This window comes from Actinoplanes sp. NPDC049599 (assembly GCF_044465625.1).
Taxonomy (GTDB): Bacteria; Actinomycetota; Actinomycetes; order Mycobacteriales; family Micromonosporaceae; genus Actinoplanes.
Window position 1 is genome coordinate 52,938 of record NZ_JBITLX010000030.1, and the last position, 12,251, is coordinate 65,188.

A 12,251-nucleotide genomic window follows, 5' to 3' on the forward strand; every position below is an offset into this window, starting at 1 on the left:
GCTGCGTCAGGCCACCGAGGCATAGCGGCGCAGCGTGACCGGCCCGCCGTCCGGGCCGGTCCAGCCGGCCCGGTAGCTGCCGGTGAGCGCCCAGCCGGTCCGCTCGTAGTACGCCGCCGCCGCGTCGTTGGCGACCTCGAGAGTGAGCCGCCCGTCCGGCGTCGTCGCTCGGGCCGCGTCGATCAGGGCCCGCGCCAGCCCTTGACCGCGCCGGCGGGGGCTGACGAAGAGCCTGCTCAGCTCGCCGTCGGCGGTGACCAGCGCGTGCCCGGCGAGCAGCCCGTCGGCCGGCGCCACCCAGGCGCCGAGGATCCGCGGCGGATGGAGCCAGGCCCGCGGGTCGGCGGGCCAGTTGAGCGGATACCCGTCGGCCTCGTGCACCTGCCGCAGCAGGCGGACACACTCGTCGAGGTCGCCCGCCCGTCGCTCGCGGATCTCCGTCATGGTGTTGATCTTAATGGTTAACGACTCTTGCGCAACAGCGCTTTACTATGTCAGGGTGGGTCATGCCGCAGATCAAGGACGCCGCCGTGCTCAAGGCGGTCGCGCACCCCGTCCGCCGCCGCCTGATGGACGCGCTGCGGGTGGACGGACCGTCAATGCCCAGCGTGCTGGCCCGCACCACCGGCCAGGCGGTCGCCAACGTGAGCCACCACCTGCGGGTGCTGGCCGGGGCCGGGCTCATCGAGGAGGCGCCGGAGCTGGCCCGCAACCGCAAGGAACACTGGTGGCGGATGCCGGACCGGAGCATCAGCTGGAGCCTGTCCGACTTCACCGCCGACGCCGCCGACCTCGCGGCCGCCGACGCGGCCATGGCGATCGGGCTGCAGCGCCAGGTGGAGCTGATCTCGACCTGGCTGGGCAGCCCGGCGTCGCGGGAGGAGCCGTGGACGGAGGCCGCGTTCTCCACCGACGGCTTCCTGCGGTTGAGCCCGGCCGAGCTGGCCGAGCTGGGCGCGGAGATCCAGGCGGTGCTGGACCGCTACGCCGGGCGCCCGGAGGCGCCGGGCCGGGAGCCGGTCTTCGTGATCGGCCGGGGCTTCCCGGCCCGCCCGTGACCGCCCCGGCCCCATCCAGCCTGACCAGCGCCGACACTGCCGGGCCCGCCGGTGCCGCCGGCGCCGAGCCCGGCACGGCCGAAAGCGGCGCGGCCCGAGGCCGCGGGAGGCGGCGCGGGGGTGTGCTGCGGGACGCCGATTTCCGCAAGCTCTGGGCGGGGATGACCGTCAGCCGCCTCGGCAGCTCGGTGGCGAGCGTGACCACGCCGCTGATCGCCGTGCAGGTGCTCGACGCCAGCGCCTTCACCGTCAGCCTGCTCACCGCGGCCGCCTGGCTGCCCTGGCTGCTGATCGGGCTGCCCGCCGGGGCCTCGATCGACCGGATCACCCGCAAGCCGGTGATGCTGATCAGCGACCTCGTCTCGGCCGTGCTGGTGATCAGCGTCCCGGTCGCCGCCTGGGCCGGCGTGCTCACCATGGCCCACCTGCTCACGGTGACGCTGCTGCTCGGCGCGGCGACGGTGTGCTTCAGCGTGGCCTGGGCGGCGTACCTGCCGGCGATGTTCGCCAAGGACGAGCTGGTCGCCGCGAACTCCGCGCTGCAGGGCACCGAGTCCGCGGCCCAGGTGGCCGGCCCGGCGGTGGGCGGCCTGCTGGTCGCCGCGGTCAGCGCGATGGCCGGGCTCGTGGTGGATGCGGTCAGCTTCGCAGTCTCCGCGTTCGCCCTGTGGCGGATCCGGCGCGCCGAGCGGCGGCCGGCGCCGGCGGCCCGGTCGAGCATCCGCGGCGACATCGTCGAGGGCGCCCGCTGGCTGCTGCGCGACCGGTACCTGCTGAACCAGACGATCTACGGCGCGGCCGCGAACCTGTGGCTCACCGGCATCAACGCGATCAGCGTGGTCTTCCTGATCCGCGAGGTCGGCGTCGGCACCACCACAGTCGGCCTGTTGTTCGCGGCAGTGAGCCTGGGCGGGGTCGGCGCGGCCACCCTGACCCCCCAGCTGGTCCGCCGGCTCGGCGGCGCGCGCACGCTGGTCGTGTGCAAGACGTTCGGCGGGGTGGCGTCGATGCTCATCCCGTTCACCCGGCCCGGGGTGGGCCTGCTGATCTTCGTCGCCGGAATGCTCGGTGTCGCGGCGGGCGCGATCGCCGGCAACGTGGTCAGCGCCAGCTTCCGGCAGGCGTACTGCCCGGCCGGGCTGCTCGGCCGGGTGCTGACCAGCATGCAGTTCGTCAACTTCGGCGCGATCCCGGTGGGCGCCGTGCTGGGCGGCGCGCTGGCCGGCCCGCTGGGCGCGCGCGGCGCGATCCTGCTCATGGCCCTCGGGTACGCGGCCAGCGGCCTGATCCTGGTGCTGGGCCCGCTCCGGGGCCGGCGCGACCTGCCGACCCGGTGAATGAGCGCGGGCCCCCGCCGATCACCGGGGGCCCGCGCTTCCTCAGCAGCTCAGGCGGCGGCCGGCGCGGGGGCATGCGCCGGGGCCGGGGTCTGCTGAAGTCTGTGCCGCCGGACGAACGGCGAGAGCCGCGCCGGCCGCCGGGCCGCGAGGTCCTCGACCCAGCCCAGCGCGAGCACCGCCACGGCCAGCGCCGCGAGCGCGATGGTGAAGTCGACCGCGCTCTCCAGGCCCTGGGTCGGGATCCGCCAGAGCTTGAGCGGGTCGAAGAGCCACACCGCGAGCGTGATGGCCACGTTGTGCCACAGGTAGATGGTCACCGCCCGGTTGTTGACCATCGACACAAAACCGTCCAGCGGCCGGGACCGGGCCAGCCACCGCATCCGCGGCGCCCAGCGCAGCAGCGCCAGCACGAAGCCGATCGAGAAGACCGCGTACGCGACCGGGATGCCGGTCAGGTCCATACCGTTCTCCGACGGGTGCAGGTAGGCCCAGCCCAGCGCGCCGCCGACGCACGCGGCGGCCAGCCCGAGGACCGCGGCGGGCCGGAGCCTGGCCAGGTCACCCTCGCGGTGGGCGAAGCCGAGGATCCAGCACGACCCGAACGCGAGCACGTTCTGCACGACCCAGCCGGCCGTCGTACCGAAAGTCTCCGGGTAGGCGATCAGCAGGAGCAGACCGACCAGCGGGAGCAGCACGGTCGGCAGGTTCCACCGCCGGTACAGGCGCAGCAGCAGCGGCGAGAGCAGCACCAGCCACAGGTAGGTGACCAGATACCAGAGCACGCCCGCGGCCGGGTAGCCGAACTCGCTGGCCGGCGGGTCCGCGACCGGCAGCACCCAGAGCAGCAGGTGCGGCCAGGACGGCCGGTCTTGCCAGCCCCGCTGGAGCATCACCGGTACGAGGATCAGCGCCATCACCCACAGCGCGGGCAGCAGCCGCCGCAGCCGGTTGCGCACCGCCCGGGACGCGGACCGGTCCAGTGACTTGACCATCAGCGAGCCGCCGAGCGCGAACATGACCCCCATCGACGGGAAGACGAGCTCGAGCGTGGCGATCGGAAAGGCGTGGAAGAGCACCACCCGGACGATGGCGACAGCACGCAGAGTATCGAAGTACCGATCCCGTCCGGCGGTGATGGTGTCCGTCACAGCGCCTCCAGCAGCCGATCCATGCCCAGACCCGCGAGGTCGGAGACTACAGACAGTAGTGTTTTTCCCCGGCTGCGCAGCGGCCCGAACGGTTGGTCCGCGGAGCCGATTCGCCGGGCGGGCCGGGGCCGGTCAGCCTGGTGCCGGCGCCGCCGCCCCGGCTGCCGTCGATGTCATAATTGCCGCCTGACTTGGACAGACCCGTCAGCCACCGACGACAGTTCGGAGCACCATGTCCGCCTTCCGGTCCGCCGACGGCGCCGTCGACGAATCGGCCGCCCGCCGGCCGACGCTGACCCAGGTGGCGGCCCTGGCCGGGGTCAGCCTCAAGACCGCCTCGCGGGCGCTGAACAGCGAGCCGAACGTCGCCGAGGAGACCGGCCGCCGGGTCCGCGACGCGGCCGACCACCTCGGCTACCGGCTCAACGGGATCGCCCGCGAGCTGCGCCGGGGCGCCACCTCCGCGCTGGTGGCGCTGATCAGCGGGGATCTGACCAACCCGTTCTACTCGGCGGTGGCCAGCGGGATCGAGCGTGAGCTGCGCCAGCACGGGCTGCAGCTGGTGACCGCCAACAACGACGAGGACCCGGCGCTGGAGCGGGCGCTGATCGACACGTTCCTGGAGCGCCGGGTGCGGGCGCTGCTGGTGGTGCCGAGCGCCGACCGGCACGCGTACCTGGCGGTGGAGAGCCACCGCGGGGTGCCGTTCGTCTTCCTGGACCGGCCGCCGGACGGGGTGGAGGCCGACGTGGTGGTCATCGACAACGCCGGCGGCGCCCGGGCCGGGGCCGAGCACCTGCTCAAGGGCGGTCACCGGCGGATCGCGCTGGTGGCCGACCTGGCCCGGACGGTGCCGCAGCGCGGGCGCATCGAGGGGTTCCAGGCGGCGATGCGCGCGGCCGGCAACACCGAGTGGAAGCCCTACCTGCGCACCGATGTGCACGACGTGCGGCGGGCCGAGGAGACGGTCCGCGAGCTGCTGGCGCTCGAACCGCCGCCGACCGCGCTGTTCACCACGAACAACCGGCTGACCACCGGGGCGCTGCGGGTGCTCAAGGACCGGCCGGACCCGCCAGCGCTGATCGGCTTCGACGATTTCGACCTGGCCGAGGTGATCGGCACGACCGTGGTGGCGCACGACGCGGTGGCGATGGGCCGGGAGGCGGCCCGGCTGGCGTACGAGCGGATCAGCGGGCTCACCGTCCCGGCCCGGTCGATTGTCATCTCGACGTCGGTGATCGCCCGGGGCAGCGGCGAGCGCCCGCCGCACTGACGTGGCGTGGCTGGTCACGTTCGGGTTTCTCGCGATGCGACGAGGTCCGGTGCTCCCCTAGAGTGCTGGTTGTGACGTTGGAGATCGAGCGGACGCCGCTGTCGCGGGTCGACGTCGGGCTCAGGTCGGCGAGCGAGATCCGGGCCGATCGGCGGGCCGCCGCGCTGCGCACCGAGGTCGCGCTCAAGGTCGCGCTGGTCACGCTGAGCTGGCTCGTCTCCGTCTCGCTGCTGGTCGGCTGGGGTGTCACCGGCCCCGAACGCCAGCCGGGCGCGCTGCTGCTGGCCGCGCTGCTCGCCGTCGTGCTGCCGTTCGTCGGTGCGGTCATCGCCACCCGGCACGGCCAGTTCTTCCTCGGCGGGGTCTACGTGGTGCTGACGCTCGCGATGGTCCTTCCCGCGCTCAGCCTGGTCCGGGCAGGATGACGGCATGGCGGACAAAGAAGAACGGGCCGGCGTACCCCTGAGCAACCTGGACCAGGAGCTCTTCCCCGGCGCCGGGGCCACCAAGCGGGACCTGGTCGACTACCTGGACGCGGTGCGCGAGCCGCTCATCGCCGTCCTGCGCGACCGCCCGCTGTCGGTGATCCGGGTGCTGCGCGGGCAGGACCAGTTCATGCAGAAGAACCTGCCGAAGTACACCCCGGAGTGGGTGCCGCGCACGGCCGTGTGGGCGGAGGCGTCACACCGCGAGGTCCAGTACGCCCTCTGCAACGACCGCCGCACCCTGCTGTGGTTCGCCAACCAGCGGGCGGTCGAATACCACCCCACGCTGATGACGGTCGCCGACCACGACCACCCGACCCACCTGATCATGGACCTGGACCCGCCGGAGGGCGCCGGCTTCGACGTGGTGATCAAGACCGCGCACCTGGTCCGGCAGGCACTCGCCGACTCCGGGCTGGCCGGCGCGGTGAAGACCAGCGGCGCCAAGGGCGTGCACATCTTCGTGCCGCTGGACGGCAGCGCAGCCACCTGGGACGTGGCCGCGGCGACCCGGGCCGTCGCGGCGCGCGCCGAGCGGCTCGATCCGGAGCTGGCGACCACCGCATACATCCGCGAGGACCGGCACGGCAAGGTCTTCCTGGACGCGACCCGGTCGGGCGGCGCGAGCGTGGTGGCCGCGTACAGCCCGCGGGTGCGCCCTGGGCTGCCGGTGTCGTTCCCGGTGGGCTGGGACGTGCTCGACGACGTGACGCCGGCCGACTTCACCGTGCACACGGCACCGGAACTGCTCAACGGCAGCGACCCGTGGGCGGCGCACATGCCGCAGCCGCAGGCGCTGGATCCGGGCCTGGTCGCGGAGGGCCACACCATCCCGGTGGCCCGGGTGGCGGCGATGCACGAGGGCAAGCGCCGGGCCCGGGCCAAACGCGAGGCCGAGTGATCACGTCACGATCCGCTACGGCGGTCTCACACCCATTGACGGTCCTGTGCGGCCAGGGCGCAGCTCGCGCGCTCGTATCGTGGACGGCTCACCCCATTCACCCCAGAACGGCGCTCCCGGAGAGGCCGGCCCGAGATCTTGTGACGGCATGGTGCGGACCTGACCGCAGCTCATCATGATCGACGCCGGCGGGTGTCCGGTTGGCGAATCGGAGGTTCCCGCGTCTCACATCGGCCGGCAGGCGCGGAAGCCGGGCCGCTGACGCTGTCCCGGCAAACCGGCCGTGCGGAACACCCCACCGAACAGATCAGCTAGGAGATCAGGTCGCGCCAGAAGGCCACGGTGGGGCGGGCCGTCCGCAACGGCTCGCCGCCGAACTCGTGCCGGAGGTACGCCGCCAGATCCGCCCCGTAGCCGATGATGTCGGTCTGCATCACCGACAGCACCGGGTGACCCGACGCGCCCCGGCCCGCCGGCAGGTAGCGGTGCGAGTGGACGGGCACCAGGCGCGGCACGGTCATCAGGAACCGGCGGGCGACCGTCACCGCCTCGGTGGTGGTGGCCGGTTGCGGGCCCCAGCCCTCGTACCAGAAGCCGTTCTCCGCGACGTCGAAGAGCACGCCCTCGACCGGCATGGCCAGCTTCTCGCGGAGCTGGTCGCGGTCGCCGTCGCGCCAGTCCGGCCAGCCCCGCCCGTACGGCAGGCCGGCGGCCAGGAACGCGCGGTGGTCGTCGGCGAAGGAGAAGCCGAACTCCTGCTCCACCCCGGCCAGTTCCGCCTCGGTGAGCCCGGGGCGGACGGTGCACCGGCCGTAGGAGGCGAGCACGTCGGCGGCGGTGCCCTCGTCGATCACCCGCTCAGCCTAGAGCGACATACGCCGATCGGTGTAGCCCCGTACCCGAAGGGAGTCGACGCGGGAGGCCGCGCCGGGCCTGGTTTTCCGGCCTGACCGAGAGTTTGCGACACAGTTTCCGCCTGATCACGCCGGGGACCGGCGCGCTGGACGTCACCGCCGGGCCGCGCCTGCGCGACCGGCGATCACCGAGCTCGGCGTCCGGGACCGGGAGGAAGGCCTGGTGGGCCGAGGAACGGCCACTTAGGCTGGGCGGGGTGCGCCGCATTCTGGTTTACGGGGTCACCGGATCCGGCAAGTCGACGCTGGCCGCGCGGATCGCGCAGCGGCTCGGGTTGCCGTACGTCGCGGTGGACGATCTCACCTGGGAGCCGGGCTGGGTCGCCGTGCCGGACGAGGTGCAGCGGGAGCGGATCGCCGCCGTCTGCGCCACCGACGCCTGGGTGCTCGACTCGGCCTACGGCACGTGGCTGGACGTCCCGCTGGCCCGCGCCGAGCTGATCGTGGGGCTGGATCTCCCGCGCTGGCGCTCGCTGGGCCGGCTGCTGCGCCGCACCGCCCGGCGGATCGTGCTGCGGACCGAGATCTGCAACGGCAACCGCGAGCGGGTACGGAACCTGGTGCTGTCCACCGACAACATCGTGGTCTGGCACTTCCGGTCGTTCGCGCGCAAGCGGCGGCGGATGCGCGCCTGGCACGCGGACCCGGAGCTGCCCGTGGTGCTGCTGCGCTCGCCCGCCGAGGTGGAACGCTGGCTCGCCGACAGGGCCCCGGACCCCGCCGACTGACATCGATGTCAATCGAGGGCGCTCGAACCCTTGCGGATCGACAGACTTAGACATGACGATGTGTCGCGGAGGTTTCCGGACATCCTCCGCGAAGGAGACGGCATGCACCGGCCACGATGGGGCGTCGCCCTGTTATCCGTCACATTGATCGCGGCGGCAGCGGCCGTCGCCACCGGCAGCGGGGCTGCGGCAGCCGCCGCCACCTCGTTCCGCTCGTCGTTCGAGGCCGACGAGCCCGAGCCGGACTGGACCGACACCGTCGACGCGGCGGCCGGCAGCGGCGGCGTCGACGGGGCCGTGGTGGTCGGGATGCCCGGCAGCCTGCGCGGCCACGTCACCGGCATCGCCGTCAACGCGGAGCCGAACAGCAACGAGGGCCACGCCAACCTCAACGACGGCGACGCGGCCACCAAGTGGCTGGTCGACACCCCGACGAGCTGGGCGCAGTACACCCTGGACGCACCCGCCGAGGTCGTCAGGTACGCGCTGACCTCCGCCAACGACGCCCCCGAGCGCGACCCGCGGGACTGGACCCTGCAGGGCTCCGCCGACGGCGCCGGCTGGACCACGGTCGACACGCAGACCGGCCAGACCTTCACCGAGCGGTTCCAGACCAAGACGTACACCGTCGCCGACCCGGCGGCGTTCCCGATCTACCGGCTGAGCATCACCGGGCACCCCTCCGGCAACCTGACCCAGCTGGCCGAGCTCGAGCTGGCCGACGCCAACGTGACCCCGCCGCCGGCCGGGCCGATGCAGAGCCGGGTCGGCCCGGGCCCGGCCAGCTCACCCACCGCCAAGGCGGGCGCGGGCTACACCGGGCTCCGGGCGTTCCAGATCGCCGGCCGGCACACCGCCGAGGGCCGCGGTCACTCGTTCAACAAGGTCTTCGACGTCGACGTGGCGGTGACCGCCGAGACCGAGCTGTCCTATCTGGTCCTCCCGGAGTTCAACCGCGAGGACCTGACGAACCCGGCGACCTACACCGCGGTCGACCTGGCCTTCACCGACGGCACCTTCCTGTCGGAGCTCAACGCGCTGGACCAGCACGGCATCGTGGTCAGCCCGGCTGCGCAGGGCGCGTCGAAGACGCTCTCCACCGCACAGTGGAACAAGCGCACCTCCCGGATCGGCAAGGTCGCGGCCGGCAAGACCATCAACCGGATCCTGGTCGGCTACGACAAGCCGGCCGGCCCGACGGCCTTCCGGGCCTGGTTCGACGACATCTCGATCGGCGAGGTCGCGCCGGCGGAACCCCGGGCCCATCTTGCCGAGTACGCGGAGACGCGCCGCGGCACCCAGTCCTCCGGCGACTTCTCCCGTGGCAACAACTTCCCCGCCACGGCCGTCCCGCACGGCTTCAACTTCTGGACCCCGGTGACCAACGCCGGCACCACGAGCTGGCTGTACGAGTACCACCGCGCCAACAACGCGGCGAACCGGCCCACCCTGCAGGCCTTCTCGGCCAGCCACGAGCCCAGCCCGTGGATGGGTGACCGGCAGACGTTCCAGGTGATGCCGAGCGCCGCCACCGGCGTACCGGATGCGAACCGGGCCAATCGCGCGCTGGCCTTCGGGCACGAGAACGAGGTGGCGAAGCCGTACTACTACGGCGTCACGTTCGACAACGGGCTCAAGACCGAGATCGCGCCCACCGACCACGCCGCGTTGTTCCAGTTCACCTTCACCGGCGACAGCGCCAACCTGGTGCTGGACAACGTCGACAGCCGCTCCGGGCTGACCCTCGACGCGGCGAACCAGGCGGTCTCCGGCTGGTCCGACGTGAACAGCGGCGGGCTCTCCGCCGGCTTCACCCGGATGTTCATGTACGCGACCGTCGACGCCCCGGTCACCGCGAGCGGGATGCTGCCCACCGGCAACCGCCCGTCCACCGGCTACCTGAAGTTCGACACCACGCAGCACAAGACCGTGCGGATGCGCATCGCCACCTCGCTGATCAGCGTGGCGCAGGCCAAGCACAACCTGGACCTGGAGATCGCCGCCGACGCCACCATCACCTCGGTCCGCGACCAGGCCCGGGCGCTGTGGGACAAGAAGCTGCGCACGGTCGAGGTGGAGGGCGCGTCCTCCGACCAGCTCGTCACGCTCTACTCCAACCTGTACCGGCTGTTCCTCTACCCGAACTCCGGCTTCGAGAACACCGGCAGCAACGACGAGCCGGTTTACCGGCACACCGTGCAGTCGGCGGTGACCAGCCCGGCCAGCACGCCGACGCAGACCGGCGCCCCGGTCAAGGACGGCAAGGTCTACGTCAACAACGGCTTCTGGGACACCTACCGGACGACCTGGCCGGCGTACTCGCTGCTGACGCCGGGGCAGGCGGGCGAGATGGTGGACGGGTTCGTCCAGCAGTTCCGGGACGGCGGCTGGATCTCGCGCTGGTCCTCGCCGGGCTACGCCAACCTCATGGTGGGCACCAGCTCGGACGTGGCGTTCGCGGACGCGTACCTCAAGGGGGTGCCGGGCATCGACGCCGAGACGGCGTACCGGGCCGCGGTGAAGAACGCGACAGTCACGCCGCCGAACGCCAACGTCGGCCGCAAGGGCCTGGCCAGCTCGATCTTCAAGGGCTACACGCCGAGCGACGCCACCGGCGAGGCGATGAGCTGGGCGATGGACGGCTACATCAACGACTTCGGCATCGCGAACATGGCCGAGGCGCTGGCGGCCAAGGGCGGCCCGAAGGCGAAGGACTACGCCGAGCAGGCCGAGTACTTCCGCAACCGGGCGCTGAACTACGTGCACATGTTCGACCCGTCCGTGGACTTCTTCCAGGGCAAGAGCACGGCCGGGGTCTGGCGGAACCCGCCGGACACCTACGACCCGCGGGTCTGGGGTTACGACTACACCGAGACCAACGGCTGGAACATGGCCTTCCACGTGCCGCAGGACGGCCAGGGCCTGGCCAACCTGTACGGCGGCCGCGACGGCCTGGTCAAGAAGCTCGACAAGTTCTTCGCGACCGGTGAGACGGCCACCTTCTACGGCTCGTACGGCGGCCCGATCCACGAGATGTACGAGGCCCGCGACGTCCGGATGGGCCAGTGGGGCTTCAGCAACCAGCCCTCGCACCACATCCCCTACATGTACAACTACGCCGGCCGTCCCGACCGCACGCAGGAGCTGGTCCGCGAGGCGCTGTCCCGGCTCTACCTGGGCAGCGAGATCGGCCAGGGCTACCCGGGCGACGAGGACAACGGCGAGATGAGCGCCTGGCAGGTGTTCAGCGCGCTCGGCTTCTACCCGTTGCAGATGGGCAGCCCCGCGTACGCCATCGGCTCGCCGCTGTTCACCAAGGCCACGGTCAACCTGGAGAACGGCAAGAAGATCGTGGTGAACGCCCCGGGCAACAGCCGGGAGAACGTCTACGTGCAGTCGCTGAAGGTCAACGGCAAGGCGTACGGCTCGACGTCGCTGCCGCACGCGCTGCTGGCCGACGGCGCGACGCTGGACTTCACCATGGGCTCGTCGCCGTCGCGGTGGGGCACCGGCAAGGACGCCGCCCCGCCGTCGCTCACCTCGGGCGACGCGGTGGCCAACCCGCTGCGCGACCTGACCGGCCCGGGCCGCGGCACGGCGTCGGAGCCGGCACTGGTCGACAACACGTCCGCCACCCAGGCGGCCCTCCCGACCGGATGGCAGTACGAGTTCGCCTCGGCGGGCGAGCAGGCCGACTTCTACACGCTGACCTCGGCAACGGCGGCCGGTGACCCGTCCTCGTGGACCCTGAAGGGCTCCTACGACGGCACCACCTGGACGACCGTCGACGAGCGCAGCGAGCAGACGTTCGACTGGCGGCTGCAGACCCGGCCCTTCAAGATCGCGTCACCCGGCCGGTACAAGTTCTACCGGCTGGAGGTCGCACCGGGCACCACGCTCGCCGAGATCGAGCTGCTCGGCGTCCCGGCCCCGGCCTGCACCACGACGATCTCCGACACCGTCGTCGGCGCCGTCTCGGTGCGCTCGGGCGTCACCTGCGTCACCGCCGGCGCCCGGATCACCGGCCTGGTCTCGGTGTCGAGGGGCGCCTCGCTCTACGCCACCGGGGCGACCCTGCGGGCGGCGGTCACGGCGACCGGCGCGGGCACGGTCGCGCTGCTGGGCAGCACGGTCAGCGGCCCGGTCACCGTGTCCGGCTCGGGCCCGGTCAGCCTGGAGAACTCCACGCTCAGGAGCGCGGTGACGCTGCTGAGCAACAAGACGGCCACGGTGGTCGCCGGCAACACGATCGGCGGCCCGCTCACCTGCTCGGGCAACAAGCCGGCGCCGGTGAACAACGGCCTGCCGAACGCCGGCAGCGCCCCGCGCATCGGGCAGTGCGCGAAACTCTGACACCCGGCGCAGCCGTCGCTCCGCACGCGGGGCGGCGGCTGCGCCTAACCT

At 72.3% G+C, this 12,251-nt stretch carries 10 protein-coding genes; 7 read left to right on the forward strand and 3 right to left on the reverse strand.

Translation table 11 applies throughout. The features are described from left to right. Positions 1–6: 6 nt before the first annotated feature. On the reverse strand, positions 7–444 hold the full coding sequence (locus ACIBQZ_RS35740) for a GNAT family N-acetyltransferase (RefSeq protein ID WP_396093286.1): 438 nt from the start codon (positions 442–444) through the stop codon (positions 7–9). Positions 445–506: 62 nt separating this feature from the next. On the opposite strand from ACIBQZ_RS35740, the gene ACIBQZ_RS35745 reads away from it, so the two are divergent. Both ACIBQZ_RS35745 and ACIBQZ_RS35750 read left to right on the forward strand, forming a co-directional pair. Further along, positions 507–1,058 carry a winged helix-turn-helix domain-containing protein gene (locus ACIBQZ_RS35745; RefSeq protein WP_396093287.1) on the forward strand — a complete coding sequence of 184 codons (552 nt, stop codon included), beginning with the start codon at positions 507–509 and terminating at the stop codon, positions 1,056–1,058. Positions 1,059–1,180: 122 nt separating this feature from the next. Continuing rightward, positions 1,181–2,395, forward strand: a complete 1,215-nt coding sequence (locus ACIBQZ_RS35750; protein ID WP_396093288.1) for an MFS transporter — start codon at positions 1,181–1,183, stop codon at positions 2,393–2,395. A 50-nt stretch (positions 2,396–2,445) separates the two neighbouring features. Here ACIBQZ_RS35750 and ACIBQZ_RS35755 read toward each other — a convergent pair whose 3' ends face one another. After that, positions 2,446–3,546 carry an acyltransferase gene (locus ACIBQZ_RS35755; RefSeq protein WP_396093289.1) on the reverse strand — a complete coding sequence of 367 codons (1,101 nt, stop codon included), beginning with the start codon at positions 3,544–3,546 and terminating at the stop codon, positions 2,446–2,448. A gap of 232 nt (positions 3,547–3,778) precedes the next feature. Between ACIBQZ_RS35755 and ACIBQZ_RS35760 the strand changes: the two genes are divergently transcribed. From ACIBQZ_RS35760 to ACIBQZ_RS35770, 3 genes are all read left to right on the forward strand, one after another. Next, a complete protein-coding gene (locus ACIBQZ_RS35760; RefSeq protein WP_396093290.1) occupies positions 3,779–4,819 on the forward strand; it encodes a LacI family DNA-binding transcriptional regulator in 1,041 nt (346 codons plus the stop codon). Positions 4,820–4,890: 71 nt separating this feature from the next. Further along, on the forward strand, positions 4,891–5,244 hold the full coding sequence (locus tag ACIBQZ_RS35765) for a hypothetical protein (RefSeq protein WP_396093291.1): 354 nt from the start codon (positions 4,891–4,893) through the stop codon (positions 5,242–5,244). A gap of 4 nt (positions 5,245–5,248) precedes the next feature. Further along, positions 5,249–6,205: a DNA polymerase domain-containing protein gene (locus tag ACIBQZ_RS35770; protein ID WP_396093292.1), complete on the forward strand. Its 957-nt coding sequence runs from the start codon at positions 5,249–5,251 to the stop codon at positions 6,203–6,205. Positions 6,206–6,516: 311 nt separating this feature from the next. On the opposite strand, the gene ACIBQZ_RS35775 is transcribed toward ACIBQZ_RS35770, so the two are convergent. Next, positions 6,517–7,059, reverse strand: coding sequence for a hypothetical protein (locus tag ACIBQZ_RS35775; protein WP_396093293.1), 543 nt, complete (start codon positions 7,057–7,059; stop codon positions 6,517–6,519). Positions 7,060–7,316: 257 nt separating this feature from the next. Here ACIBQZ_RS35775 and ACIBQZ_RS35780 point away from each other — a divergent pair, with 257 nt between their 5' ends. Together ACIBQZ_RS35780 and ACIBQZ_RS35785 are read left to right on the forward strand one after the other, a co-directional pair. Continuing rightward, on the forward strand, positions 7,317–7,847 hold the full coding sequence (locus ACIBQZ_RS35780) for an adenylate kinase (RefSeq protein ID WP_396093294.1): 531 nt from the start codon (positions 7,317–7,319) through the stop codon (positions 7,845–7,847). A gap of 147 nt (positions 7,848–7,994) precedes the next feature. Beyond that, positions 7,995–12,200: a GH92 family glycosyl hydrolase gene (locus ACIBQZ_RS35785; protein ID WP_396093341.1), complete on the forward strand. Its 4,206-nt coding sequence runs from the start codon at positions 7,995–7,997 to the stop codon at positions 12,198–12,200. Positions 12,201–12,251: the final 51 nt, after the last annotated feature.

Excerpts from the sequence above, each read along its gene's own strand:
- ACIBQZ_RS35740 (WP_396093286.1), bottom strand. The coding sequence starts at position 444 with ATGACGGAGATCCGCGAGCGACGGGCGGGCGACCTCGACGAGTGTGTC.
- ACIBQZ_RS35745 (WP_396093287.1), top strand. The coding sequence starts at position 507 with ATGCCGCAGATCAAGGACGCCGCCGTGCTCAAGGCGGTCGCGCACCCC.
- ACIBQZ_RS35760 (WP_396093290.1), top strand. The coding sequence starts at position 3,779 with ATGTCCGCCTTCCGGTCCGCCGACGGCGCCGTCGACGAATCGGCCGCC.
- ACIBQZ_RS35770 (WP_396093292.1), top strand. The coding sequence starts at position 5,249 with ATGGCGGACAAAGAAGAACGGGCCGGCGTACCCCTGAGCAACCTGGAC.